We start from the raw sequence: 25,626 nt of genomic DNA, 5'->3' as shown, positions 1-25,626 counted from the left end.
GGAACCTCAGACTTGCAGCGACAATCCGGCGCATGTCAGTGCGCCGTATCGAATTCAGCGCCGAAGAGTTCGGCCGCGCCGACGGTCACGATTGCGGTGCCGACCGCGGGGCCGGCCGAGGCCGTGACCACTCCGTCTTCCACCTTGGCTACCGTGACCGCCTGCCGCTGGTAGACCCGCGGGGCCGGGTTGGTGTAAACCCAGGTTTTTCCGCTGGAGTCGTAGAGCAGGGCTGAGTAGGGCACGACGATGTCCGTTCCCTTCCCGGCCTTGACGATATCGGTCTTCAGGTCGAGGCGTTCGATTCCCTTTTCCGTCAAGGTCAGTTTCGCGATGCCTGTTGCGGCGTTCTTCTCCACCTTGGCGGGCTCGTTGGCCGATACGGCGGCAGGGGCCGCCGCCGTCGTCTGGGCACATGCGGGCAACGCGAACAGAAGTGCTGCACATACAGCGGCCGCCAGGGGCAGGCGCCGCAGGGGCTGTTGGCTGGTCATTTTGCTTCCACCTTTTCCTGCGTAACGGGCTGGACGGGAACTTCGGCCTCGTACACTTCGGCCCACTCTTCGGGGGCGGACTTGGGTCCGAACCAGAGTGCGAGCAGGGGGAGTACGAAGATCCCGATGAGAGTTGTCGTGATGAGTCCGCCGACGATGATCAGGGCCATCGGGCCCAGAAGAGACCCGCCGACGGCGCCGCCGAAGAGTCCCGGCGGGATCAGGATCGCCACCGTGATCAGGGCGGCCTTCAGGATGGGCGATACCCGGTCCCGGGCCGCCATCATGATGACCTTGTCAGGGGACTCGTGCGGGGCGGCCCGCCACAGCTCATCCGTCCGGGCTGATAGCAGCGCCGCGTTGCGGGCAGCGACGGCCAGCACCGCGGCAAAGGCCGTCAGCGCCAGCACAGTGATGGCGCCTCCAGCGATCCACGCTGCCACGGCGGCCCCGGCCAGTGCGGCAGGCAGGGACAGGAAGACGGCAAGCGCCAGCTTCCAGCTCCGCACGGCTGTCTGGAGAAGGAGCAGGATTCCCAGGAGGGCAGCCGCGCCGATCCACAGAACCATGGCATCGCCGGCGAGCTGATCACTGTACTTCGTGGGGATTTCGGCGTGGTATTCCAGCGGGAACTGGACCTGCTCGATCGCCACGTTGATGTCGCGCTGGATGTCCGCAAGCGGACGTCCGCTGACCTCGGCCACCACATCGATCCGGCGCGAAGTGTCATCGTGCAGGATCACGACTTCATTGGGAACCAGCCGGACATCGGCGATCTGGCCCAGCTGGACCTGGCCGCCGCTTGGCGTGTCGAGCAGGAGTTCACGGATGCTGGTCAGGTCATCCCTGACATCCACCGCGCCGCGCACCACGACTTCAAAGACCTTCTGCTGTTCGAAAAGGTTGCCGACGACGATGCCTTGCATCAGGGCGGCAGCGGCGCGCCGTGCGTCGCCGGGCTTGATCCCGACCTTTTGCGCCGCCTCGAGGTTGACCTCGACTTCCACGATGGGCGTCATGGCGCTGGCGTTGATGGTCGGGTTCTTCACGCCGTCGACCTTTTCGATGGCCTTGCGGACCTCTTCGGCCTTCTCGCGCAGGACCGGCAAATCGGTTCCGTAAACGCGGACGGCGAATCCGGAATCCGTGCTGCTGCGCTGTTCACCGATCTGCTGCTGGGAGTAGTTCGCCACGTTGTGGGCAATGCCCGGGTAGCCCTGGACAACGTCACGGACCGCCTGCTCCGTCTCGCTGAAGTTGGCATCCGGTGTGATGGACACCCAGAGTTCCGCGGAACTATTCCCGACAACCTGGTCGGAGGAAATGGCGCGGCCGATGTGCCCGCCGACTCCCGAGACACCCGGCAGGGTCCGCAGTTCGTCGGACGCCTTGGACGCCACCCGGCGGACCTCGTCGTTGGACGTGCCTGCCATCGAGTCCCACTGCACCAGGAGCGTCCGGTCCGGAATCGTCGGCACGACAGCCCGGTTTGCGACCAGCTGCGATGCGGCGGCGAGTCCCAGCAGACCAACGACGGCGACGGCGACGATGCCGAGGGTGCGGCGGGAACGTGCGCCCTCAAGGGCCCGGTCGTAGGTGGACCTGGCCCGGACGACACCGTGCGAGTCCGCCCGCCGTGCTTTCTCAGCGGGAAGCAGGAAATACGCCAGGACCGGTGTCACGGACAAACCCACCAGCATTGCCACGGCAAGCGCCAGCGCCAGGGACCAGAAGAGGGGCTGGAAGAACGCACCGCCGACTCCCGTAACGAACAGCGTCGGAACGAGCGCGAGGGCCATGATGAGGGACCCATGGAACAGCGGTGTGCGCACGCTGCGCACAAGCTGGACCATGCGGAACCTGATGGTGGCATCGGTCTCGGTCTCTGTGGCCCGCAACGGCCGGCGCCGATGCGCCTGCACATCCTCGACGATGTCCCCCACAATCACGGACACGCCCAGCATGATGCCGGCGAGGGTCGATATATTCAGGGTGGCGTCGAGCAAGTAGAGCACCACTCCCGCCGCCATGACTGTGGTGGTGATCGCCACGAGGGCGATCACGGCGACACGCCAGGAACGGAACAGGGCCCAGAAGAGCAGGACGGCGATCAGGAGACTCACGAGCAGCGCCACGCCGAGTCCGTCCACGGCATCCTGCAGGAACGAGGCAGGCCGGAAGACGGACGTATCCATCTGGATTCCGGAAAGCCCGGGCTGCATGTCGTTCAGGGCAGCCTCGAGGTCCTTGGTGACCTGCAGCGTGCTGGCTCCGGGGAACTTCTCCACCACCAGGAGCAGGCCTGCATCCTGGCCGACGACGGCGTCCCCGATCAGCGGCTGGTGGTCTTCCTTGACCTGGGCAATGTCACCCAGGAGCATGGGAGAGCCGGCGTCTTCGACACTGACCTTGGCCAGGTCGGCCGGCGTCCGGATGGGCAGGACGTGCTGGATGCCCAGGCGTTGGCTCGGCGACTCCACGAACCCGCCCGTGCCGGGGGTTGACGCCTCAAGGAAGCTCAGCGGCGACACCCAGACTGCGTTGCCTGTGGTCTTGATGACCTGTTCGAGCGTGATGCCCTTGTCGCGCAGCTGCGTGGGGGTCACCTCCACCTGGAGCTGCTGCTCGCGCTGTCCCCAAATGGAAACGTTGGCGACACCGGGAATGCCGATCAGCCGCGGCTTGATCTTCCACCGGGCCAGGACCGACATTTCGATGCCGGAGAGCTCCTTGGAGCTCATCCGGACCATGAGGACACGGCTGGTTGACGACAGCGGCTGCATGATCAGTGGCGGCGCCGAGACGTTCGGCAGCGCGTGGGCCTGGGTCATGCGTTCGGCAACGAGCTGGCGCGCGCGTAGAAGGTCGGTACCCGGCTCGAACACGAGCTCGATTGAGGACAGGCCGGGAACGGATTTGGACCGGATTTCATCGAGCCACGCCACCCCGTTAAGGAGGTCGGCTTCCATCGGAGAGGTGATGAGCTGTTCGACTTCGGCAGCTGAGAGGCCCAAGGCCTCGGTCTGGATCTCGACGTGGGCCGGGGCGAACTCGGGCATGCTGTCGATGGGGACGTTTGGGACGTTCACTACCCCGAAGGCAATGAGTCCGGCGGCCATGGCGAGAACCAGGATGCGGAACTGCATACTGAAACGGGTGATCCAGCCGAACATGGCTAGCTCTGTTCCAGGGAGCCGGCGTCGCGTGTGCGGCCGGCGGGGGTTTTCGGCAGTTGCACGGAATAAATGCGCAAGTGATACATGACAGGCTCCTCAACCCGAGACCATTTGCGAATCCCCCCAAGAGATCACATTTGCTGACCTTTATCGAATAGTGTTCCCATTTGAATCGTTTGGCAAGATGAAAATTTTGAGTCTCGTCCCCGGGTTTTCACGGCGTTCTCCCAGCCTGGAGCCGCATAATGCGCTTTCGAGGCAAACTTCGTGGAACAGCCCAAACGCACGCAGAAAGCCACCCGAGTATTGCTCGTCTTTCTACCTGTTTTCCGCTCCGCGCTACCTGAATTTCTGTATTGGCTACTCATCCAATGCATCCAGCAATTGGCAGTAAGTACCGCTATTCCATAGGTATTGCATTTGTAACAATTTTGGACATAACGGCCCGCGAAGGGCGCCGGAACGCTAGTCGACTGCGACTACCGGGGGCCCCGGGGCCTGTCGGTTCAGCGCGAACCAGCCCGAGGGGCTAAAGTGGTCCTATGCGCGCCGTGCTCCTGCTTAGCTAGCCGCCCGGTATCCCGACGAGACCTCGATTCCGAAGAGTCCTCGGATTGCCGAGCGGCGGCCCCTCCATGTCGAGGGGCTTTTGTGTGTCCGGGTACATTCCGGGCCGCAAGGAACGAAGTCACAGCAGGAGCAGATAGTACGGACAGCATGGGGTCAGGGCCGGGCAGCCGGCCGTGACAGTGCAGACTTGATGGTGAACAGGCCTGGCGGCAGGCAGGCCTGACGGTAGACAGGCTTGAGATAACAGGCCGCATAGAACAGAAGAGGCCAGCAGTGAGCGTTCAGCCGGAAACACAGACCGGATCACCAGCAGCCGCGGCGGAGGGGCCCGAGGAAGGTGCCTACAGCTTCGCGGCTATGGAAGCCAAATGGCCGCAGGTCTGGGAAGACCTGAAGGTCTTCACGCCGCTCGACGACGGCTCAAAGGAACGCCGCTACGTGCTGGACATGTTCCCGTACCCGTCCGGTGACCTTCACATGGGCCACGCCGAGGCGTTCGCGATGGGCGACGTTGTGGCGCGCTACCTGCGCCAGCAGGGCTACGACGTGCTGCACCCGATCGGCTGGGACTCCTTCGGCCTGCCGGCGGAAAACGCGGCGATCAAACGCAACGCGCACCCCAGTGAGTGGACCTACGCCAACATCGACACCCAGGCGGCGTCGTTCAAGCGCTACGCAATCTCCGCGGACTGGTCCCGCCGGCTGCACACCTCCGATCCGGAGTACTACCGCTGGACCCAGTGGCTGTTCACGCGGTTCTACGAGCGTGGACTGGCCTACCGCAAGAATTCGCCGGTCAACTGGTGCCCCAAGGACCAGACCGTGCTGGCCAACGAACAGGTGGTCAACGGCGCCTGCGAGCGGTGTGGCACTCCCGTGACCAAGAAGTCCCTGAACCAGTGGTACTTCAAGATCACCGACTACGCCGACCGCCTGCTCGATGACATGGACGAACTGCGCGGGCACTGGCCCGAACGCGTCCTCGCCATGCAGAAGAACTGGATCGGCCGTTCCGAGGGCGCCCACGTCAACTTTGTGATCGAGGCCGACGGCGGCAAGGCCGCCAAGGATGTCACCGTCTTCACGACGCGTCCGGACACCCTCTACGGCGCAACGTTCTTCGTCGTCGCTGCCGACGCGCCGCTCGCCGTCGAACTGGTCACCGACGAGCACGCCGCCGCCCTGGACGCCTACCGCGAACAGGTCAAGGCGCTGTCCGAGATCGAGCGCCAGTCCACCGAGCGCGAAAAGACCGGCGTGTTCACCGGCCGCTACGCGACTAACCCGCTCAATGGCGAAATGCTGCCTGTCTGGGCCGCCGACTATGTCCTGGCCGACTACGGCACGGGCGCCATCATGGCCGTCCCGGCTCATGACCAGCGCGACCTCGACTTCGCCAAGACCTTTGACCTGCCCGTCCGGGCAGTGCTGGACACCGGCGAGGAAGACCCCGCAGCCACGGGCATCGCCACCACCGGTGAGGGGACCCTGATCAACTCCGGCGGGCTCGACGGGCTGCCGAAGGCAGAGGCCATCCCTGCGGCCATCGAAATCCTGCGCGAGCTGGGCACCGGCGAGAAGTTCGTGAACTTCCGGCTGCGTGACTGGCTGCTCAGCCGGCAGCGGTTCTGGGGCACCCCGATCCCCATCATCCACTGCCCGGACTGCGGCGAGGTCCCGGTCCCGGACGATCAGCTGCCCGTGACCCTGCCGGCGGACCTGCGCGGCGAGGACCTGTCCCCGAAGGGCACGTCGCCGCTCGCCGCTGTCGAAAGCTGGGTCAACGTCGAGTGCCCCAGCTGCCACGGCCCGGCCAAGCGGGACACGGACACGATGGACACCTTCGTGGATTCCTCCTGGTACTTCCTGCGCTTCGTCTCCCCGCAGTACACCGGCGGCCCGTTCGATCCGGAGAAGATCAACGACTGGATGCCGGTGGGCCAGTATGTGGGAGGCGTGGAGCACGCCATCCTGCACCTGCTCTATGCGCGGTTCTTCACCAAGGTCATCCACGACCTCGGCATGATCGAGGCGGACGAGCCGTTCAGTGCGCTGCTGAACCAGGGCCAGGTGCTCAACGGCGGCAAGGCCATGAGCAAGTCCCTGGGCAACGGCGTCGACCTCGGCGAGCAGCTGGACAAGTTCGGCGTGGACGCCGTCCGCCTGACCATGATCTTTGCTTCCCCGCCGGAGGACGACGTCGATTGGGCGGACGTATCGCCGTCGGGCTCCGCGAAGTTCCTGGCCCGCGCCTGGCGCCTCGGCCAGGACGTAACAAGCGCACCCGGCGCCGACGTCGCCACCGGTGACCGCGCCCTGCGCACCGTCACCCACCGCACGATCGCAGATGCTCAGGCCCTGTTGGACCACAACAAGTTCAACGTGGTTGTGGCAAAGCTGATGGAACTGGTCAACGCGACCCGCAAAACCATCGACAGCGGCGCTGGCGGCGCGGACCCCGCAGTCCGCGAAGCCGTGGAGGCAGTTGCCGTCATCCTGAGCCTGTTTGCGCCGTACACCGCCGAGGACCTGTGGAACGTCCTGGGACACCCGGCCTCGGTCGCCAACGCCGGCTGGCCCACGCACGACGACGCCTTGCTCGTGGAGGACACGGTCACCGCCGTCGTCCAGGTGCAGGGCAAGGTGCGGGACCGCCTGGAGGTTTCCCCGGACATCTCCGAGGGGGACCTGCGCGAACTGGCGCTGGCATCGGAAAATGTCCAGCGCGCCCTCGACGGCCGTGCCCTTCGCACGGTGATCGTACGGGCGCCTAAACTGGTCAACATCGTCCCGGCCTAGCCGGACGTACCAGCCTGTCACTGGCCGCCGGCTGATCCCGGCGGCCAGTGCAGGGAACGTGGCTGGCACGGGTGCCCTCGCCGGCGAAAAAAGTCCATGCGTCCCGACAGCAGGAGGTCCTTCGTGCCAGACCGCGAGCCGTCAGGCTGGCCATGGCTGCGCGAGCGGCTTATTCGCCTTCGCCAGGGCTCCCGGGGCAGCGTCCCCGAAGCGGCTCCCGCCGCCGTCGTGCAGGTTGCCGTGGTCACGGATTCTGCCGCCGCGCTGCCCGCGGACTGGATCCGGGCTTTCGCTGCTGACGGCGGGCTGACCGTAGTCCCAATGCCCGTAATGGTCGGCGCCGAAATCTACGGCGAAGGTGAGGACGACATTGCGGAGACAATCGCCGTGGCCCTGGCCAGCGGCAAGCCCGTCAAGACCTCGCGTCCGTCACCGGGGCAGTTTGAACACGCCTACCGGGAGGCCAGCGAGCGTGGCTTCCAGTCCGTGGTCTCAATTCACATTTCAGCGGGGCTGTCCGGGACTGCCGACGCCGCCCGCCTGGCAGCCCAACGGGTCGGCATACCGGTAGAGGTCCTCGACTCCCGGACGGTTGGAATGGCGCAGGGGATGGGCGTGCAGGGCGCGGTGGTCGCGGCCGCCGACGGCAGAAGCGCGGCCGACGTGTTGGCTTTCGCGCAGGACCGGCTGGACCGCACCAAAGTGTACTTCTATGTGCCGAGCCTGGAACAGTTGCGCCGCGGTGGCCGGATCGGGGCTGCGGCCTCGCTCTGGGGGACCATGTTCTCCATCAAACCCATTCTGGCGGTCGACGACGGCCGGATCATCCCGCTGGAAAAGGTCCGGTCAGCGGCCAAGGCCATCGCGCGGCTGGAAGAAATCGTGGCCGAGGACGCCTCCACCCGCCCTGCGGGGCAGGCGCGGCTGGCTGTGCACCACTTCGGCAACCAGGCCGAGGCAGAAGACCTTGCCCGGCGCCTGGCAGTGGCATTGCCGGCATGTCCGCCGGCCCAGATCAGCGCACTCCCGGCCGTCCTGGCGGCCCACGCGGGGCTCGGTGTGCTGGCGGTGATCGTGGGGGAGGGCAGCACCCCTACTGAAGCGGGCCCGGGTGCCACCCACAGGGACTCCGCTAGCCCGGCTGGCGGCGAAGCGGGGGCTGGCGGCGAAGCGGGGCCTGTCGGCGCGGCGGGCGAAGCTGGGGCCTAGCGCGGCGGGTCCTTCCGCGCGGACGCTGGACTCTGGCCGTGAACGGGCGCCGGCGGTAAAGTCAGCCCACCGAACCCAGCGAACCAGCGAATCCGGAGGCCGCCATGGCAATGCAGGTGCACCACGTAGCCCAGTTCGATCGTGACGTTGCCGAAGAGGTGACCAAATGGCTGAAATACCTCAAGGGCCAAGTGACCAGCGTTCAATTCCTCACCACCACCGTGCCGGATCCCAAGGCCGCGGATAAATGGCGGGTGCAGTACGAGGCCTACATCACCTATCAGCAGTGAACCACAGACTGTAGCTGCGTCTCACGGGGTAGGTACGGGTGATGTCGCGGGCGTTGTTGGGGTCGTCGGCGCGGACGTTGGCGATGCCGCTGGCCCGGAAGTCGTCGGTGGCACGGACGTTGGCGGGACAGTCGGCGGGGGCACGGACGTCGTCGGGGCCGTTGGCGGGTTCGTTGGCACGGTGGTTGGCGGGGTGGTCGGCACGGTCGTTGGCGGGATCGTCGGCGGGGCCGACGGTGGGGCAGCCGGCACGGTCGTTGGCGGGGCCGTTGGCGCGGGCTTCGGCACGGTGGTTGGCGCCGGCTTCGGCACGGCGGTCGGTATGGTCGTTGGCGGAGTGGTTGGCGCGGGCTTCGGCGCTAGCGTTGCCGGGATCGTCGTCCCGGTCGTTGGCAGCGTCGTCGGCACGGTTGTTGACACGGCCGTTGGAGGCGGAGTCGGCAGCTGGGTGGCTGCCGGCACGGCCGTCGGAGGCGGGGTCGTGGGCGGGGGCGTTGGCCCGGGCGGCGGCTGATTCGGCCCGATAGTGTAGCTGGGCTGCTGGCCCGAACCGTTGACCCAAACGGCCGCTTTCACCCTGTGGGCGCTGCCGGGCTCCAGCCACCAGAGCACCTGGACGTTGCAATGGTAGACAATCGTGACATTGGCGACGGCGCCCGCCGACGGAACCGCATGAATGGATGTGGCGGCTGTTTGGGTGGTCCAGATGAAATTCTGGTCGGCAGTCATTCCCGCCGTGCCGTCGACCGAAACATGCGCTATGCCGTAGAGGCCGTGCTGGGGGCAGAAACTGCCTTCCAGAGAAAAGTTGACGACTTGGGTTGAGGTGGCTTGCGTTGTGTCTGCCACGACAGGCGGGGCCGGCAGCATGGTGCCACCAAGCGCCAGGACCGCCGCGGGCCCGAACAACCACTTCATTGCACACCAGCTTTCGACGCCTGATGGTCACATCCAGACGATAAGGGTTGCCCCCAGCCGGCAAAAGTCTTCTCGATTGAGGATGCAGACGTTACCACCGGGCCCGGGCGGGCACCAGCGTAGGGAATACTTGCCCGGTGCCGCGGAAATACGCGTATTACTCAGGTATTTCCACATACGCCTGGTACCTGATGTCAGTAGGGGCGAGGGCTGCCTAGAGTCGTTTCCATGTCACGCCGCAACCCGGGAGCTGAATCCGTAACCGGAGTTAGGGTTGCCCGTGAACGCCTGGCGGCGACGCGTGGAGATGCTCGGGATGCCGGAGATGCTGCGTATCAGGGCGACTCCCCGGATCCCAGCTGGGAACTTGGCCACTCGACGGGGCTGCTGGAGATGGAGGTTCCGGCGCCCGCAATCCCCGTCCCGCCCCGGGCGGCTGATTCCGTCCGCGCTGCTGGACGGCGCGCCGCGGGAGAGCCTTCAAGCCATTCGGATGCAACCAACGGGCACCGCCGGGCAGGAAGACCGACGCTAGCTTTGCGGTTGCGGTCCAGGACTGGAGTGAAGGCTGCGGCACTGGTGGGCGTCCTCGCCGCGGTGCTGGGCGGCTGCTTCTGGTGGCAGGCCACCAGCGGAGGCGCCCAGGTGGTGGCTCTCAGCGACTCCGCCCCCGCGGCCATGGAAGAACCCGGTCCGGCGGCCGGCGAGACCATCGCACCTCCGGGAGAAGATCCCAGCGCGGGGCCGGAAAGCATCGAGGTCCATGTTGCCGGTGCCGTGGCCAGACCCGGGGTGGTTCGGCTGCCGGCGGGAAGCCGGCTTCACGAAGCGATTGCGGCCGCCGGCGGGGCCACGGCTCTCGCAGATCCGGACCGGCTCAACCTGGCAGCCGTGCTGGAGGACGGCCAGAAGGTCCTGGTGCCGATCCGCGGCGAACCCGATGAGCCGGATGCGCCCACGGGCGGCTCACCCGCGCCCGGTTCCGCCACGGGCGGCACGGGACCAGTCAGCGGTGGCGGGAAGGTCAACCTCAACACTGCCAGCCTCGAGGAACTGGGGACCCTCCCGCGCGTCGGGCCGGTGCTGGCGCAGCGGATCGTGGACTGGCGCCAGCAGCACGGGCGGTTCAAGACCGTGCAGGAGCTCGACGCCGTTGACGGGATCGGTCCGAAGTTGCTCGAGGCCCTGCTCCCGTTGGTGGGTATCTGACGTGGCACAGCCTGATGTGGATCGGACCAGCCGGCTGGGTGCCGCGGCGTCCCCGCGGAGCCGGTGGCAGCGCTACGTCGACTCGGCCCTCCATTCCCCGGCGCACGCGGAGCACGACGGGCCGGTGGCCAGCGGCCCGAGCCGCGGATCGCGCAAACCCGCACGCGACACTGCCGTGCCTCAGCGCCCGACGGAACGGACACGGCGGACGGACCTTCGGCTGGTGCTCCCGGCACTCCTCGTCTGGGGGACCGCCGTTGCCGGCAACTGGTTGCCCCCTGCAGGACTGGCCGGTCTCTGCGGGGCGCTGGCGGCGGCGGCCGGAATCATGCTCTTCTTGGCTGGTCGCGCCAATGTTGGTCGTTCTGGGACCGGCCGTGCGAGGGGGCGGGGCGCCAAGGTTGGGCGGGGTCGCGCCGGGCCTGGCCCCAGCCCCGGGCCGGCGGCCCCGCGCACCATTCGCGCCACGGTGGCAGTGGCGCTGTTGCTGTCCCTCGCGGCGGGCGCGCACGCCGCCGTCGAGGCGTCCCGGCGGCATGACGGCGCAATCGCCGAAGCTGTGGCCGCCCGCGCGGCCGTCGTCGCGGAACTGGAAATTGCAGGCGCCCCGCGGCGGCTGAGAATTCCTGGGGCCGGCGGCCTGGAGGACCGCTGGGCAGTTCCCGTGATGGTGACGGCGATGACCTGCGGCGGCCACCGGGTTGCCGGAGACGCACGGCTCGTCGTCATGGGTGGGGCCACGTGGGGACACGCCGTTCCGGGCCAGCGCCTGCGCGCCACGGGCAAGCTCCGGCCGGCCGCGCCAGGGGAGCCGGAAGCGGGACTCCTAACAGCGACGTCCGCGCCAACGGTGTTGCGGGGACCCGGACCCTGGCAGCGGGGTCCCGGGGAGCTCCGCCGTGCCTTCACCGCCGCGGCGGCACGGTTCGGGGGCGACGCCGGCGGGCTGCTGCCCGGCATGGTCACCGGCGACACCAGCGCCCTGGACGCCGAGTTGGAAGCTGCCATGAAGACCGTCGGGATGACGCACTTGACTGCCGTCAGCGGTGCAAACTGCAGCCTGATCCTGGGGACGCTGCTGCTCGCCGCCCGCACGCTCCGACTTCCGCGCACGGCAGCCGCCGCGGCCAGTCTCGCGGGACTCGCGCTGTTCGTCCTCATGGTGGGACCGGATCCCAGCGTGCTGCGGGCCGCGCTGATGGGCAGCATCGGCCTCGCCTCGGTAGCCTTTGGCCGGGCCGGGCGCGGACTCAGCCTGCTCTGCGTTGCCGTCATCGGCCTGCTGCTGGCGCAGCCGGTCCTGGCGACCAGCTTCGGATTCCTGCTCTCTGTCCTGGCCACGCTGGGAATTGTGGTCACCGGACACCGCATCATGGACTGGCTGCCACCTTCGGTGCCGCGCTGGGCGGCAGCCGGCGTCGCCGTACCCCTGTCCGCCCAGCTGTTCTGTGCTCCGGTGATCGTGCTGTTGCAGCCGCAGTTCGGCCCCTACGTCCTGCCCGCCAATGTGGCCGCTGCGGCGCTCGTGGCACCAGTTACACTCCTCGGCACGGCCGCCGTGGCGCTCCTGCCTGGTGTCCCTGCCGCAGCGGGGCTGCTCATGGCCGCAGCTGCCGCCTTCGCAGGCGCAGTAGCCGGGGTCGCCCGGTTCTTCGCGGCACTCCCGGGCGCCGCGCTGCCATGGCCGGAAGGGGCGTTCGGCGCAGTCACCATGGGCATCTTTTCCGCGACTGTGCTGGCGGCGGCATGGCTTGCCCTGCACCCGGCCGCGGTTGTGCGGGGCGTCCTGGCAGCACACGCACGGGTGGTCGCCATCCTCGAAGGACGATCGCATGCGGCGGCACGGTCAGCCGCCCGACGGCCCTTCAGCCGCGGCTTGGAGCACCGGTCCGGGCGTGGGACGCTTAGAGTCCGCAAACCAACTTCCGGGAGGAATCACGAGTGGCTGCTGCCCAGACCCAACGGCCCAGGACCTCGGCGTCGAACACCGCCACCTGGCGCGACGTGACACCGGCTGCCGTCGTCCTGGTGGGCGGGCCGGAAGACTACATAGGCGCCCGGGCCATGGACCGTATCCGCGCGCAAGTCCGCGAGGTGGCGCCCGACGTCGAAATTACCCGGCTCAATGCCGGCAGCTACACGGCCGGATCCCTGGCCATGAACGTCAGCCCTTCACTGTTCGGCGAACAAAAGCTCATCGAGGTCGACGGGCTCGAGGCGATGAACGATGCCTTTCTCGCCGATGCCCTGAAATATGTGGCACAGCCGGAACCCGACGCCTTCCTGGTGCTCCGCCACGGCGGGGGAGTCCGCGGCAAGAAGCTGCTGGACGCCGTCAAGGCCGCGGGCTGGCCCGTTGTCGACTGCCAGCCGCTCAAGAAAGACGCCGAGAAAATCGCCTTCGTCACGGCCGAGTTCCGGGCGGCCTCCCGTCGGATCGACCCCGACGCCGTGCACGCCCTCGTCAATGCGGTCGGCGCACAGCTCGCGGAACTCGCCGCCGCCTGCAGCCAGCTGATCGCTGACGCCACTACCGGCGTGGACGCGGCCATGGTGGACAAGTACTACGGCGGCCGGGTCGAGGCAACAGCCTTCAAGGTCGCCGACGCCGCGATGGCGGGCAACGGCCCGCTGGCCCTGTCCACACTTCGCCACGCCCTGGCCACCGGCGCGGACCCCGTTCCGATCGTGGCGGCCCTGGCGTCGAAGTTGCGTTCCCTGGCCAAGGTGGCCGGCGCGCAGGGATCGTCCTCGCAGATCGCCAAGCAGCTGGGAATGCAGCCCTGGCTCGTCGAACAGGCCCAGCGGGAAGTCCGTCGCTGGACGCCCGAGGGGCTGGTCCGCTCCATTCAGGTCACCGCCGAGGCCGATGCCCAGGTCAAGGGCCTCTCCCGGGATCCTGTCTATGCCGTGGAACACGCGGTAACGGTGATTGCCACCTCGGTCCGGAGTTCCTGACACCCGCGTTCGAACCGGCAGGGCCTGCGGGTCCGGCGCGGACTCGGTATGGCCCGTTGGCGGCGTGCCGGAATGGCGCGGACCCGGCTCATGACGCAACCTGTTTTAACTGGATGTGGCCGGCACCCACGGGGTGCCGGCCACAATCATCAGTTCGAGTGAACTGGAAACCTTAGAGCGCGTTGACCTTCTTGGAGATGGCCGACTTGCGGTTTGCAGCGTTGTTCTTGTGGAGAACACCCTTGCTGACAGCCTTGTCCAGCTTGCGGCTGGCAGAAAGCAGTGCAACAGCCGCAGCATCCTTGTCGGTGGACTCAACGGCGGTGTTGACGGCGCGGATGGCCGTCTTCAGCTCGGACTTGACTGCGTTGTTGCGCAGGCGAGCCTTTTCGTTGGTCAGGATGCGCTTCTTCTGGGACTTGATATTAGCCACGTGTGAACTCTCTTTTTCAATGCGGAAAATGGTCTAGAGGGCTTTCAGATTGGCCATTGACTGAGCGGCGTGGGGATACCTATGGCGACCAACCATCTGTGGCCGTCGACCTGCACGGACACACAGCTGTCAATAATAGCAGAGATGAACGTGCCGGCACGAGTGCGGGTGGCGATTCGCCGCCGCACCCGGGCCCAGGCAGGTCAGTTCCAGCCGCGGCGCTCCCGCAGGGCCTCTGCGATGAGGTTGAAGCGGCCTACGTCCAGGATCGCTCCTTCGCGCCGGATGTCCTTCGCGTTGATCTGCAGGACCCGGTCCAGCTTCGCTTCACTGGGCCGCCACTGGCGGTCCCAAGGGCCCGTGCCGATGTCCACGTAGTCATCCGACCGGCGGGAGTCTCCGTCGTGGTCCTTGCTGGTCAGCATCAGGCCCAGCAAATACCGGCCGCTGGTGCCCACCAGCAGCACCGGACGGTCCTTGCCCTGGGAATAGTCCTCTTCATAAGGCACCCAGGTCCAGACGATTTCGCCGGGCTCGGGCAGGCCATTGGGTGCAGGGGCATAGCGGACGGCGGCCCGCCCCCGGAAGTCGCCGGGATATGTCCCGGTCAGCCCGACGGCCGCGGTGCCGCCCGCGGCACGGGTCGGGGCGCCGGGCCGTGCCTGGCCCGGCCGCCGCTTCGCTGCAGGCTTCCCAGCAGGTTTTGCCGCCGGCCCGCGGGTGGGGCCCGGTGCGGAGCCGCCGAATTTGTCCAGGAAGCGCAGGGCGTCGCGGACCGCGTTGCTGATCGATCGTAAGTTCCAAGCCATGGGGAAACCATACCGGCAACGTCCCGAGGGGAGCGGGGGAGAGCGCGGCCCGGGGGCGGCCTGGCGGTGGCGGTTCCCGTGATCACGCTGCGCGAAAAGAACCGCGACCAGAACCGCGAACAGAACCGCAGGCAGAACCGCGAAGATCCGAGGGCAGGGCCGCGGAGGAATCGCGCTGAGAATCCATCGGATCAGGCCGAGTGCGCAACGCAACGCAGGGATGCACTGCCACCGGCCCGGACGTGGGAGACTATAGGGACAGAAATGCGCCACGTCGCGGGATGGCATACGAGCATCCGCACCGATCCGTGGAAAAGCCAACAGTAATGCCAACAGTAAGGACCCTGCGTGTCTCCCATGGCCCGCACCGCCCCGGTGCCCGCCGCAACAGATCCGGCCATCATCCGGAACTTCTGCATCATTGCGCACATTGACCACGGCAAATCCACACTGGCCGACCGGATGCTCCAGTTCACCGGTGTTGTCCAGTCCCGTGACATGAAGGCCCAGTACCTGGACCGCATGGACATTGAGCGCGAACGCGGCATCACCATCAAATCCCAGGCCGTCCGCATGCCCTGGGAACTCGACGGCACCAGCTACGCGCTGAACATGATCGACACCCCCGGGCACGTCGACTTCACTTACGAGGTCTCCCGTTCGCTCGCGGCCTGCGAAGGTGCGATCCTGCTGGTGGACGCGGCCCAGGGCATCGAGGCCCAGACCCTCGCCAACCTGTACCTGGCGATGGAAAACAACCTCACGATCATCCCGGTCCTGAACAAGATCGACCTCCCGGCAGCACAGCCCGAGAAGTACGCGGCGGAACTCGCCAACCTGATCGGCGGCGACCCCGACGACGTGCTCCGAGTCTCCGGCAAGACCGGCATGGGCGTCGAGGTCCTGCTGGACAAGATCGTCCGCGACCTGCCGGCCCCGGTGGGTGACCCGAACGCCCCCGCCCGGGCCATGATCTTCGACTCGGTCTACGACACCTACCGCGGCGTGGTCACCTACGTCCGCGTGGTCGACGGCATGCTGCACCCGCGTGAACGCATCCAGATGATGTCCACCCGTGCCACGCACGAACTCCTTGAGATCGGTGTAAGTTCCCCGGAACCCACGCCCTCCAAGGGCCTCGGCGTCGGCGAGGTGGGCTACCTCATCACCGGCGTGAAGGACGTCCGCCTGTCCAAGGTGGGCGACACCGTCACCAACCTGGCCAAGCCGGCCACCGAGTCCCTCCCCGGCTATGCGGACGCCAAGCCGATGGTCTTCTCCGGCCTGTATCCGCTGGATGGCACGGACTATCCGGTACTCCGCGATGCGCTGGAGAAGCTGATGCTCAACGACGCCGCGCTGGTGTACGAGCCCGAAACCTCCGCGGCGCTGGGATTCGGCTTCCGGGTGGGATTCCTGGGCCTGCTGCACCTGGAAATCACCCGCGAGCGGCTCGAACGCGAATACAACCTGGACCTCATTTCCACCGCCCCCAACGTGGAATACGAGGTGACGCTGGAGGACAAGAGAATCGTCCACGTCACGAACCCCAGCGAATACCCCACCGGAAAGATCGCCGAAGTCCGCGAGCCGATGGTGTCCGCCACCATCCTTGCGCCGAACGAGTTCGTCGGCGCGATCATGGAGCTGTGCCAGAGCCGGCGCGGCGTCATGGGCGGCATGGACTACCTCTCCGAGGACCGGGTGGAAATCCGTTACCGCCTGCCGCTGGCCGAAATCGTCTTCGATTTCTTCGACATCCTCAAGTCAAAGACCCGCGGCTACGGGTCGCTGGACTGGAAGGCCGACGGCGAGCAGGTGGCCGACCTCGTCAAGGTGGACATCATGCTCCAGGGCGAGCAGGTTGACGCCTTCTCCGCCATCACCCACCGTGACAAGGCCTACGCCTACGGCGTGATGATGACCGGCAAGCTGCGCGAACTCATCCCGCGCCAGCAGTTCGAGGTGCCCATCCAGGCCGCCATCGGCTCCAGGATCATCGCCCGCGAAAGCATCCGCGCCATCCGCAAGGACGTCCTTGCCAAGTGCTACGGCGGTGACATCACCCGAAAGCGCAAGCTGCTGGAGAAGCAGAAGGAAGGCAAGAAGCGCATGAAGATGGTGGGCCGCGTCGAGGTGCCGCAGGAGGCGTTCATCGCAGCGCTGACAACGGACGAGTCCAAGGACAAGGCCAAGAAGTAACGGTGCAGGTAATGACGGTTGCTGCAGTATCGGCAGGCCGGGCCCGTGCCTAGCGTCCTTCCACTCGGCGACCCGGCGCCGCCGGACGGGCTCCTCCCTGCCCAGGCGCGCCAGGGCGCCGGGCAGCGCGCGTTCGGGCTGTATGTGCACATCCCGTTCTGCGCGGTCCGCTGCGGGTACTGCGACTTCAACACCTATACCGCCACCGAGCTGGGCGGCGGGGCCTCCCAGGACGCCTACGCCGCCACCGCGATCGCGGAAGTGGAATTCGCCGCCGGAGCTCTGAAGGAATCCGGCCTGCCCGGCCGTCCCCTCAGCACGGTCTTCTTCGGCGGCGGCACACCCACGCTGCTGCCGGCGGAGGACCTGGCGCGCATACTCACGGCCGCGATCGGCGCCTGGGGCCTGCAGCCCGGCGCCGAGGTGACCACCGAGGCGAACCCCGATTCCGTCACCCCCGCATCCTTGCAGCTGCTCGCCGACGCCGGGTTCACCCGCGTCTCGTTCGGCATGCAGTCGGCCGTGCCGCACGTCCTGAAGGTCCTGGACCGCACCCACACGCCCAGCCGGGTGCCGGAGGTGGTGCAGTGGGCGCGCGATGCCGGGCTCGCGGTCAGCCTGGACCTCATCTACGGGACGCCGGGGGAGTCGCTGGAGGACTGGCGCTACTCGCTCGAGACGGCATTGTCCTACGCCCCAGACCACATCAGCGCCTATGCCCTGATTGTTGAAGACGGCACGAAGCTTGCGGCGCAGATCCGCCGCGGCGAAGTGCCGGAAATCGACGACGACGACCACGCCGCCAAATACGAACTCGCCGACGAACTGATTTCCGCGGCCGGGCTCGCCTGGTACGAGGTCAGCAACTGGTCCCGCACCCCGGAACAGGCCTGCCGGCACAACCTCGCCTACTGGCGGGGGGACGACTGGTGGGGCATCGGGCCCGGGGCTCACTCCCACGTCGGCGGCGTCCGCTGGTGGAACGTCAAGCACCCCACCGCCTACGCCAACCGCCTCGGCGCCGGCGTCTCACCCGCCGCCGGACGCGAAACGCTGGACACCGAAACCCGGAACGTGGAACGGGTCATGCTCGAGGCCCGGCTCAACTCCGGACTCGACATCCCGAGCCTCGGCGGCCTGGGGGACACCGGCAGGCACGCCATCGCGGGGCTGATTGCCGACGGCCTGGTGGACCCCGCGGCCGCTTTCAAGGGCCGGCTCATCCTCACGCTCAAAGGCCGGCTGCTGGCCGACGCCGTGGTCCGCAGGATCCTGCCGGACTAGGCCGCCGGCCACACAGCGGCCACCAACAGCCTGCCGCACAAACGAGAGAGCCGGCCGCTGCCCTTACGGGCGGCGGCCGGCTCTCTTTCTTGGGTCCGGGCGGGGCTATTTGATCCAGCGCAGGTTGAACTCGTAGCGGTGCGGCTGGCCGCGGTTGACGTGGATGCCTGCCGCCACCGAGAAGCACGTCACGGCGATCCAGATCACCGTGGCGAGCACGGCGAAGAGGTTGCCCACCACGGGAATGAAGACCAGCAGATTGCAGAGCACTGCGGCGATGGTCGGCGGCAGCGTGAAATTGAGGGCTTCCTTGGATTCCTGCGCCGTGAACGGGCCGCGGTCCTTGAAGATGAGGTAGATCAGCAGCGACGGTACGCAACCCAGGATGCCGCCAAAGTGCGCCAGCGTGGCCCACTGCCGGTCCTCGCCGGCCGTCAGCGGCAGCGCGTTTGCCGGAACGCCATGGTACGGGGCCTGACCATGGCCGGCCTGGTTGCCCGTGTGTTCGCGTGCGTTATCTGCCACGGTGTAGCCCTTCAGATTGCGATGATGCGTTGCTGCCTGGGTGATGCCTGGAATAGCCGGGACCGCACTGGGAGGGCGGCCGCAGATACAAGAATACTTGCTCGGGCCCGGAAATGGAGATCACGGGGCGGCCGCGGCGGGCTAGGGCACGGTGAGGAAGTCAATGACCTCTTCCACGCGGCCAAGCAGGGACGCCTCCAGATCCGCGTAGCTGCGGACAGCCCCCAGGAGTTTCTGCCAGCCGAGGCCGACGTCCTCCTTCGTGGAGTGGGGCCACCCGAAGGCCATCAGGATGCCGGTCTTCCAGTCCACGCCGCGGGGGATCACGGGCCACTGCTCAATCCCCAGGACCGCGGGCCGGATGGCCTGCCACACGTCCACGTACGGGTGGCCCACGATCAGGACGTTGCCGGCGGCGCCCGGTGAGGCCATGACGGCGTCGGCGATCCGCGACTCCTTGGAGTCGGCCACCAGGTGGTCTACGAGCACGCCGAGGCGCCGGCCCGGGCCCGGTCCGAACTCCGCCACGGCGGCCGCGAGGTCGTCAATGCCGTGCAGGGGTTCGACGACGATGCCCTCCACCCGGAGGTCATCGCCCCAGACCTTCTCCACCAGCTCGGCGTCGTGCTTGCCTTCAACCCAGATGCGGCTGGCTTTGGCCACCTGTGCGCGCTGCCCCGCCACCCGGACCGAGCCGGACGCCGTGCGGCCGGCACCGGCGGCCGGTGCCGCCTTCTTTGGGGCCGGAGGCATCAGTCGGATGGGCTGGCCCTCCAAAAGGAAGCCAAAGCCGAGGCGGAAGGACCGCGACTTGCCCCGCCGGTCCTCCAGCGCCACGACGTGCATGCCGCCGGACTTCTCCACTCGGGTCACGGCACCCACCCACCCGGACTGGACCTCCTCGAGGACCATCCCGCGTTCCACCGGGACTTCCGGCAACTGGGTCTTGGCGGGGGCGGACAGGTCCTGGGGTCCCCAGTTCTGGTACGACATCTCTACACGCTTACTTTGCACTCGGAATGTACGGCGGTCGGTGGAACTCTCCGGGGCCGGAACCCGGACCGCGACGGCGCGCAACGGCGGCGGCTGCCACGGTCCCGGCGCCGGCGTGACAGGAATCGCGTTCCCGTGGGCCACGCCTGGAGCGAATCCAATGCTAACAACGCGGCGACTCATATTAGACTGGTTAGCACTTAGGCATGTCGAGTGCTAACCCTTGTCCTGTTTCGGGCCGTCCGTGCACCACGGGTGGACGTGAACCGGACAAGGCGGGGCGGCACCGGCTGCGGGACAGTCGATTGGAGGTGGAGCGTGAGCGAACCGCGCAAACTCGAAGTGCTGCGCGCCATCGTGGAGGACTACGTCCATTCGCGTGAGCCCGTTGGTTCCAAAGCGCTCGTCGAGCGGCACCATCTCGGCGTCTCCAGTGCCACGATCCGAAATGACATGGCGGCGCTGGAAGACGAGGGTCTGATCACGGCACCGCATACGAGTGCGGGCCGGATCCCCACTGACAAGGGCTACCGGCTCTTCGTCGACCAGATCTCAGCGGTGAAGCCGTTGTCCCCCGCCGAGCGCCGGGCCATCCAGGCCCTGCTGGAAGGATCCGAGGACCTCGACGACATCCTTGACCGGACCGTGAGGCTCCTCTCGCACCTGACCAACCAGGTCGCCGTCGTGCAGTATCCGCTGCTCAGCCGCGCCCGGGTGCGGCACATAGAGTTCGTGCTGCTGGCCCCCCGGAAGGTGCTGATCGTCCTCATCGCGGACACCGGCAAAGTGGAGCAGCGCGTCATCGACGTCGGGCAGGATATACCCGACGACGCCCTGGCGGAGCTGCGTACCCGTTTCCTGTCGAGCCTGTCCGGAACCCCGCTGAGCCTGCTGCCCCAGCTGCTGCCCGCCGTCGTCGCCGCCGGCGCGCCGGCGCGCCGTGGCGCGGCGCAGGCGCTGGCCCGCGGCCTGGAAGCCCTGGCCACGAGCAGCCGCGAAGAGCGCATGGTTATGGCCGGCACGGCGAATCTGGCACGCTCCAATGTGGACTTCCCGCTTAGCATCGGCCCCGTGCTGGAGGCGCTCGAGGAACAGGTGGTCATGCTCCGCCTGCTCAGCGAAATGGCCGAAGACCCGCGCGGCGTGACCGTGAGCATCGGCCGGGAAAACCCCTACGACGGCCTCGCCGAGGCCTCAGTCGTGGCCACCGCCTATGGGCCGGACGCCACGGCCAAGGTCGGCGTCCTGGGACCCACCCGGATGGACTATCCCACCACCATGGCCGCCGTCCGCGCGGTGGCCCGTTACCTTTCGAGGATCCTGGGGCCTTGACAGGCCGGGACCTAACGCGACTTCTTGCCCCACAGGCAGTACAACAAGGAAGAGATACACACTTTGAGCAGCCACTATGACGTTCTTGGAGTCTCCCGCGACGCAACGGGGGAGGAGATCAAGAAGGCTTACCGGAAACTGGCCCGGACCCTGCACCCGGACGTGAACCCGGGAGAAGACGCCTCAGACCGGTTCAAGGCCGTCACGCACGCCTACGAGGTCCTCTCCGATCCGCAGAAGCGCCGGGTCTATGACACCACGGGCAACGAGAACGGCACCGACAACGGCTTCGGCGGCGGCAGCTACTCGGGCCAGGGCTTCGCCTTCCAGGACATTTTCGAGACGTTCTTCGGGGCAGGCGGCGGCCAGGGCGGCCCCGCGTCCCGTGTCCGCCGCGGCCAGGACGCGCTGATCAGCGTGCGGATTGACCTCCGCGACGCGGTGTTCGGCGTGAACAAGAAGCTGGAGGTCGACACGGCTGTGGTCTGCCCGACGTGCGAGGGCTCCTGCTGCCGCGAGGGCACCCACCCGGTGCGCTGCGACATCTGTGGCGGCAGCGGCCAGGTCCAGCGCGCTGTGCGCTCCATCCTGGGCCAGGTCATGACCTCGGCCCCCTGCGGATCCTGCGAGGGCTTCGGCACCGTCATCAAGGACCCCTGCAACGAGTGCAGCGGCCAGGGCCGGATCCGCAGCCGCCGCTCGCTGACCGTCAAGGTACCGGCCGGCGTTGCCACCGGCACCCGCATCCAGTTGTCCGGCCAGGGCGAGGCGGGACCCGCCGGCGGACCGGCCGGGGACCTGTACGTGGAAATCCGGGTCAACAACGACGCCACGTACGTCCGCGACGGCGACGATCTGCACGCGAGCCTCAACATCCCCATGACGGCCGCCGCGCTCGGCACCGAAATTTCCCTCGACACCTTCGACGGGCAGCAGGAGATCGACGTCAGGGCCGGCACCCAGTCGGGCGAGATCATCACCCTGCGCGGCCTCGGTGTCACCCATCTGCGCGGGCACGGGCGCGGTGATCTGAAGGTGCACCTGCAGGTTGAAACGCCGGGCAAGCTCGATGCCGCCCAGGAGGACCTGCTCCGCCAACTGGCCAAGCTGCGCGGCGAGCACTTCACGGCCGGAAAGCTCGCGGCCAGCGGCGGTGTCTTCGCTAAGCTCCGGGACCGGTTCGGTAACCTGTAGCGGTGAGTAACCCGGTCTTCTTCACCGCCCCAGGCACCCTGGACCAGCAGGTCCCCGGCTCCGCCTTCGTCCTGGAGGGCGCCGAGGCCCGCCACGCCGTCACCGTCAAGCGGATCGCGGTCGGCGAGGCCGTGGACATCGCCGACGGCGCCGGCAAGCGGCTGACCGGCACGGTGACCGCCGCCCTGCCCGGGGAACTGACCGTCGAGTGCCTCGACGTTGCTGCCGAGCCTCGGCCCGGGACCCGGCTGGTCCTGGTCCAAGCCCTCGCCAAGGGCGACCGCGACGAACTGGCAGCCGAGACGGCCACCGAGCTGGGCATCGACGCTGTCATTCCCTGGCAGGCGGAACGGTCCATTGTGCGGTGGAAGGCGGAACGGGCCGCGAAGGCGCACGCCAAGTGGCAGTCTGTGGTGACGGCAGCTGCCAAGCAGGCGCGCCGGGCCTGGATCCCGGAGGTCCGGGCGGCAGTCGACGGCGCCGGGCTGCAAGCGGCCGTGGCGGCCGCGGACCTCGCGGTCATCCTGCACGAAGACGCCGTCCGCCCGCTGCGGCTCGTCCTGGAAACCTGGCTGGAATCCGCGCAGCCCGGTGACGCCGGATCCCGTGAAGTGCTGCTGATCGTGGGTCCCGAAGGCGGCATCAGCCCGCGGGAAGTGACCCGGCTGTGCGACGCGGGGGCAGTCACTGCCCTCCTGGGGCACCACGTGCTGCGCTCGTCCACTGCGGGGCCCGCCGCTACCGTGCTGGCCAGCGACATCCTCGGCCGCTGGTGACCGGCGGCAGCCGTCGTCGCCAGTGACATGACGGTTATTCGACCGTGACGGCTATTTGACTGCGGAGCCTATTTGACCGGGAAGCCTATTTGACCGTGAAGCCGCGGGTGTCCTGGAATACTTCCTTGGCGCTGTCGGACGGGTCCACCTGGGACACCCGGACCTCGTAAGTGCCCGGGCCGAGGTTCGCGGACAAGGTGAACAACCCTGAATGGGCGGAGTCGGCCGAGGCCGTGGCGTTGCCGTTGAGATACGCGGTCTTGGCGTTGTCGCCGTCGCCGTCTACCTTGAGGATCGCCCAGCGCAGTTTCCCGCCCTGGACGGTGCTGCGGCCACTGATTTTGACCGAACCGTCGGCCACAGACGTACCTTCCTGCGGATCGATGATCCACACCGGTGCCACCATCCCGGCGCTGCGGGATGTCGGTTCGCCCAACCGGACATGGTTGAAGGCGACGTAGTCCGTGTGACCGTCAACCAGCACAACCACCTGGACCTGCTGTCCGGCATCGATGAGGCCGGCGCTGGCCGCGGCAGCTGTCGCCGTGTAGACGAGCTGCTGGATGGCGCGCTCGGCCATGGCTGCATCCACGTTGCTGTTGAAGGCATCAGCGGAGACATCCACCGTGATGACGTTCTTGCCGGAAATCGACGTCGCCAGCTTCTTCGGGTTTTGCCAGGGCGTGAAGAAATCCGGGTCCAGCGGCTTCTGCGACATCATTACCCGCAGGGCGCGGGTGACGGGATTGTCCTGATCCGGAACGTCACGGAACTCGCGGTAGAGAAACGCGTTGTCATTGCCCCGGCCGATCCAATACACCGGAGCCTTGTTCGACGTCTGGGCCGTCTCGAGCGGAGCGCTCGTGGTCGGGACGCCCGACGCCGGGATGGGAATGAGCTCTGACGGGCTGCTGGAGTTCGTAATGCCGCTCTGCGGCGTCGCTACGCAGCCGGACAGGAGGAGGGCGGCAGGCAGCGCCAGCGCCAGCGCGACGCGGCGGACGCGCCCCACCGATGGCTGCTGAACTCCACGCTTCCTGATGCCGCTGTCCCTTCGTGTTACGTCCCGCTTTCCGCGGCGATGATCTGTTTGCAGCAGTCGTAGACTCCTGGTGGCAGCCCCATCCCTCATCGGCCGGAGACCGGCCGGCGATCCCGGAACAACCGGATTCCAGCATGGCACACGGGCGCGGCGCGGCAGCCAGGTTTGGGCCACGGCGCCGGAAATGCAACGGGAACGATATGAGGCCGATACAAAGTTGATACCTAATTGGGTCCCGCGGGTGGCCCTCGGGCGGACGTGGTCCGGCGGTTTGCTCAGGCCTGCTGTGCCAGCAGCCCGATGGTGTACGGGCACAGCAGTCACAATCCCGCGATGAGCTCCTTGACTGGCCCCTCGTGTAGGGCCAGGTAAACGTCGTCTCGGATCTGATTGGCCTGTGGGTCTGTCAGAGTTCTGGCGAGGGGTCGCAGCACCAGGCGTATCAGTGCATTGGCCTGTCCATCGCAGATGCGCAACACTCGGCTCATGGCGGACTCAACCCTAGGAAGACGTTTCATGGGCTAAGCGTTGCGCCAGGGCGTCGGCGATCGCTGACATTCCCGCGCCGTTGGGGTGAAACGAGGAGCCGGTCTTCTCGAACGAGGGCTGGAAGCCGAATATCCAGGGCTCTGCCGATCCGAGGCCGTGGTCCACGCTCAGCTCCGAGGCTTGCAGCAACTCGGCGCCGGATCGCTCGGCTGCGATTTCGTAGCCGCGGACCAGGGCTTCCTGAATGCGCAAGAAGAGTGCCGTCTCGGCGGGGGAGAAAGGCCAACGCCCGGGCTGGTCCTGACCGTCAATCACGGTCAGGTAGTCCACCAGGACAACGCGAGCATGATTTGCACGGGCACGGACTTCATTCACGATCTTGACGAGTCCGTGCGCTACCGCGTCAATGCTCTGTTCGGTCGGCTCGGGAATGTCGTTTGAGAAGCCCTGGGAAAGCATGGTGACCATCGGGCTGTCCGGCTGGAATCGTGACCAAGCGGCGTAGAGCATGGATCCTGCGAACTGAAGGTCGTTTCCGCCGGCGGTCACGGTGACGAGGTCGGTGTCGGCTTGTACCCCGTCGATCTGCGGCGGGAACTCGACTCCGGCCATGGTCAGCTGTGGTGTGTCGAGGATGGTGGCAGTCGTCGCGCCGGAGACGGACAGGTCAACCAGGTCCGCGCCGAGGCGATGTGCCAACAGGTGGGCATAGTTGCGGGACGAGCGCATCGCGTTCGCGTCTTCGACAGGCTCGATCCCAGGACCAGCCGCGAACGAGCTACCCAGGCAGACAATCTTCCGATACCTACTCATCAACTGATCCTCTCAGAACGGCCGCAGCAACGCGGCCCATGTCGATCGCACGAGCGCCTCGCGTTTCTGTCCTCTACAAGAAAGTGCCCTAACTCTCTGCCTGCGCGCTCA

The 25,626-nt window shown here is 67.2% G+C and carries 20 protein-coding genes; 11 read left to right on the top strand and 9 right to left on the bottom strand.

The genetic code is table 11. The features are described from left to right. Nucleotides 1–35: 35 nt before the first annotated feature. A complete protein-coding gene (locus AC1DZQ_RS04380; protein ID WP_476962343.1) occupies nucleotides 36–494 on the bottom strand; it encodes a hypothetical protein in 459 nt (152 codons plus the stop codon). After that, the gene (locus tag AC1DZQ_RS04375; protein WP_476962342.1) at nucleotides 491–3,640 is read right to left on the bottom strand and encodes an efflux RND transporter permease subunit; all 3,150 of its coding nucleotides are present in this window, start codon (nucleotides 3,638–3,640) and stop codon (nucleotides 491–493) included. Before AC1DZQ_RS04375 ends, AC1DZQ_RS04380 begins: the two co-directional genes overlap by 4 nt. An 873-nt stretch (nucleotides 3,641–4,513) precedes the next feature. Here AC1DZQ_RS04375 and leuS point away from each other — a divergent pair. From leuS to AC1DZQ_RS04360, 3 genes are all read left to right on the top strand, one after another. Continuing rightward, nucleotides 4,514–7,039 carry a leucine--tRNA ligase gene (gene leuS / locus AC1DZQ_RS04370; RefSeq protein ID WP_476962341.1) on the top strand — a complete coding sequence of 842 codons (2,526 nt, stop codon included), beginning with the start codon at nucleotides 4,514–4,516 and terminating at the stop codon, nucleotides 7,037–7,039. 123 nt (nucleotides 7,040–7,162) lie between these two features. Next, on the top strand, nucleotides 7,163–8,248 hold the full coding sequence (locus tag AC1DZQ_RS04365; RefSeq protein ID WP_476962340.1) for a DegV family protein: 1,086 nt from the start codon (nucleotides 7,163–7,165) through the stop codon (nucleotides 8,246–8,248). Between the two features lie 104 nt (nucleotides 8,249–8,352). Continuing rightward, the gene (locus AC1DZQ_RS04360; protein WP_090581036.1) at nucleotides 8,353–8,538 is read left to right on the top strand and encodes a hypothetical protein; all 186 of its coding nucleotides are present in this window, start codon (nucleotides 8,353–8,355) and stop codon (nucleotides 8,536–8,538) included. Here the strand turns inward: AC1DZQ_RS04360 and AC1DZQ_RS04355 are convergent. Beyond that, the gene (locus AC1DZQ_RS04355) at nucleotides 8,522–9,100 is read right to left on the bottom strand and encodes a hypothetical protein (RefSeq protein ID WP_476962339.1); all 579 of its coding nucleotides are present in this window, start codon (nucleotides 9,098–9,100) and stop codon (nucleotides 8,522–8,524) included. The two genes, AC1DZQ_RS04360 and AC1DZQ_RS04355, sit on opposite strands and share 17 nt — an antisense overlap. Before the next feature lie 917 nt (nucleotides 9,101–10,017). On the opposite strand from AC1DZQ_RS04355, the gene AC1DZQ_RS04350 reads away from it, so the two are divergent. From AC1DZQ_RS04350 to holA, 3 genes are read left to right on the top strand one after another with little or no spacing between them, the layout of a single operon-like run. Beyond that, the gene (locus tag AC1DZQ_RS04350) at nucleotides 10,018–10,665 is read left to right on the top strand and encodes a ComEA family DNA-binding protein (RefSeq protein WP_476962338.1); all 648 of its coding nucleotides are present in this window, start codon (nucleotides 10,018–10,020) and stop codon (nucleotides 10,663–10,665) included. Nucleotide 10,666: 1 nt separating this feature from the next. Next, nucleotides 10,667–12,673, top strand: a complete 2,007-nt coding sequence (locus AC1DZQ_RS04345) for a ComEC/Rec2 family competence protein (RefSeq protein WP_476962337.1) — start codon at nucleotides 10,667–10,669, stop codon at nucleotides 12,671–12,673. Continuing rightward, nucleotides 12,607–13,623, top strand: a complete 1,017-nt coding sequence (holA, locus tag AC1DZQ_RS04340) for a DNA polymerase III subunit delta (RefSeq protein WP_476962336.1) — start codon at nucleotides 12,607–12,609, stop codon at nucleotides 13,621–13,623. Before AC1DZQ_RS04345 ends, holA begins: the two co-directional genes overlap by 67 nt. A gap of 172 nt (nucleotides 13,624–13,795) precedes the next feature. Here holA and rpsT read toward each other — a convergent pair whose 3' ends face one another. Continuing rightward, a complete protein-coding gene (gene rpsT / locus AC1DZQ_RS04335) occupies nucleotides 13,796–14,056 on the bottom strand; it encodes a 30S ribosomal protein S20 (RefSeq protein ID WP_018773112.1) in 261 nt (86 codons plus the stop codon). Between the two features lie 203 nt (nucleotides 14,057–14,259). Continuing rightward, nucleotides 14,260–14,865, bottom strand: coding sequence for a type II toxin-antitoxin system PemK/MazF family toxin (locus tag AC1DZQ_RS04330; protein WP_476962335.1), 606 nt, complete (start codon nucleotides 14,863–14,865; stop codon nucleotides 14,260–14,262). 348 nt (nucleotides 14,866–15,213) lie between these two features. Between AC1DZQ_RS04330 and lepA the strand changes: the two genes are divergently transcribed. Together lepA and hemW are read left to right on the top strand one after the other, a co-directional pair. Continuing rightward, nucleotides 15,214–17,067 (top strand): translation elongation factor 4, encoded by a 1,854-nt coding sequence (gene lepA / locus AC1DZQ_RS04325; RefSeq protein WP_277525897.1) that lies wholly within the window; start codon nucleotides 15,214–15,216, stop codon nucleotides 17,065–17,067. Between the two features lie 45 nt (nucleotides 17,068–17,112). Then, nucleotides 17,113–18,351, top strand: coding sequence for a radical SAM family heme chaperone HemW (hemW, locus tag AC1DZQ_RS04320; protein ID WP_476962334.1), 1,239 nt, complete (start codon nucleotides 17,113–17,115; stop codon nucleotides 18,349–18,351). Nucleotides 18,352–18,456: 105 nt separating this feature from the next. Here hemW and AC1DZQ_RS04315 read toward each other — a convergent pair whose 3' ends face one another. Together AC1DZQ_RS04315 and AC1DZQ_RS04310 are read right to left on the bottom strand one after the other, a co-directional pair. Continuing rightward, nucleotides 18,457–18,876, bottom strand: coding sequence for a DUF4870 domain-containing protein (locus AC1DZQ_RS04315; RefSeq protein ID WP_476962333.1), 420 nt, complete (start codon nucleotides 18,874–18,876; stop codon nucleotides 18,457–18,459). 141 nt (nucleotides 18,877–19,017) lie between these two features. After that, on the bottom strand, nucleotides 19,018–19,869 hold the full coding sequence (locus AC1DZQ_RS04310) for a DUF3097 domain-containing protein (protein WP_476962332.1): 852 nt from the start codon (nucleotides 19,867–19,869) through the stop codon (nucleotides 19,018–19,020). A 318-nt stretch (nucleotides 19,870–20,187) separates the two neighbouring features. Between AC1DZQ_RS04310 and hrcA the strand changes: the two genes are divergently transcribed. The 3 genes from hrcA (at nucleotide 20,188) to AC1DZQ_RS04295 (ending at nucleotide 23,171) form a co-directional block, all read left to right on the top strand. Further along, on the top strand, nucleotides 20,188–21,201 hold the full coding sequence (gene hrcA, locus AC1DZQ_RS04305) for a heat-inducible transcriptional repressor HrcA (protein WP_476962331.1): 1,014 nt from the start codon (nucleotides 20,188–20,190) through the stop codon (nucleotides 21,199–21,201). 63 nt (nucleotides 21,202–21,264) lie between these two features. Beyond that, nucleotides 21,265–22,395, top strand: coding sequence for a molecular chaperone DnaJ (gene dnaJ / locus AC1DZQ_RS04300; protein WP_476962330.1), 1,131 nt, complete (start codon nucleotides 21,265–21,267; stop codon nucleotides 22,393–22,395). Between the two features lie 2 nt (nucleotides 22,396–22,397). After that, a complete protein-coding gene (locus AC1DZQ_RS04295; RefSeq protein WP_476962329.1) occupies nucleotides 22,398–23,171 on the top strand; it encodes a 16S rRNA (uracil(1498)-N(3))-methyltransferase in 774 nt (257 codons plus the stop codon). An 85-nt stretch (nucleotides 23,172–23,256) separates the two neighbouring features. Here the strand turns inward: AC1DZQ_RS04295 and AC1DZQ_RS04290 are convergent, their stop codons facing one another. Together AC1DZQ_RS04290 and AC1DZQ_RS04285 are read right to left on the bottom strand one after the other, a co-directional pair. Further along, nucleotides 23,257–24,183 (bottom strand): GerMN domain-containing protein, encoded by a 927-nt coding sequence (locus AC1DZQ_RS04290; protein WP_476962328.1) that lies wholly within the window; start codon nucleotides 24,181–24,183, stop codon nucleotides 23,257–23,259. Between the two features lie 531 nt (nucleotides 24,184–24,714). After that, entirely contained in the window at nucleotides 24,715–25,515 is an 801-nt protein-coding gene (locus AC1DZQ_RS04285) for an SGNH/GDSL hydrolase family protein (protein WP_476962327.1), read from the bottom strand. Nucleotides 25,516–25,626 lie beyond the last annotated feature (111 nt).

It is taken from the genome of Arthrobacter sp. P1_C12_2 (assembly GCF_056406415.1).
The sequence above is the reverse complement of the archived record's forward strand: the minus strand, read 5'-3'. Positions and strand labels throughout refer to the sequence as shown.

Coding starts and splice junctions, on each gene's coding strand:
- AC1DZQ_RS04375 (WP_476962342.1), bottom strand. CDS start 3,640: ATGCAGTTCCGCATCCTGGTTCTCGCCATGGCCGCCGGACTCATTGCC.
- AC1DZQ_RS04360 (WP_090581036.1), top strand. CDS start 8,353: ATGGCAATGCAGGTGCACCACGTAGCCCAGTTCGATCGTGACGTTGCC.
- AC1DZQ_RS04380 (WP_476962343.1), bottom strand. CDS start 494: ATGACCAGCCAACAGCCCCTGCGGCGCCTGCCCCTGGCGGCCGCTGTA.
- AC1DZQ_RS04310 (WP_476962332.1), bottom strand. CDS start 19,869: ATGTCGTACCAGAACTGGGGACCCCAGGACCTGTCCGCCCCCGCCAAG.
- AC1DZQ_RS04285 (WP_476962327.1), bottom strand. CDS start 25,515: ATGAGTAGGTATCGGAAGATTGTCTGCCTGGGTAGCTCGTTCGCGGCT.
- AC1DZQ_RS04330 (WP_476962335.1), bottom strand. CDS start 14,865: ATGGCTTGGAACTTACGATCGATCAGCAACGCGGTCCGCGACGCCCTG.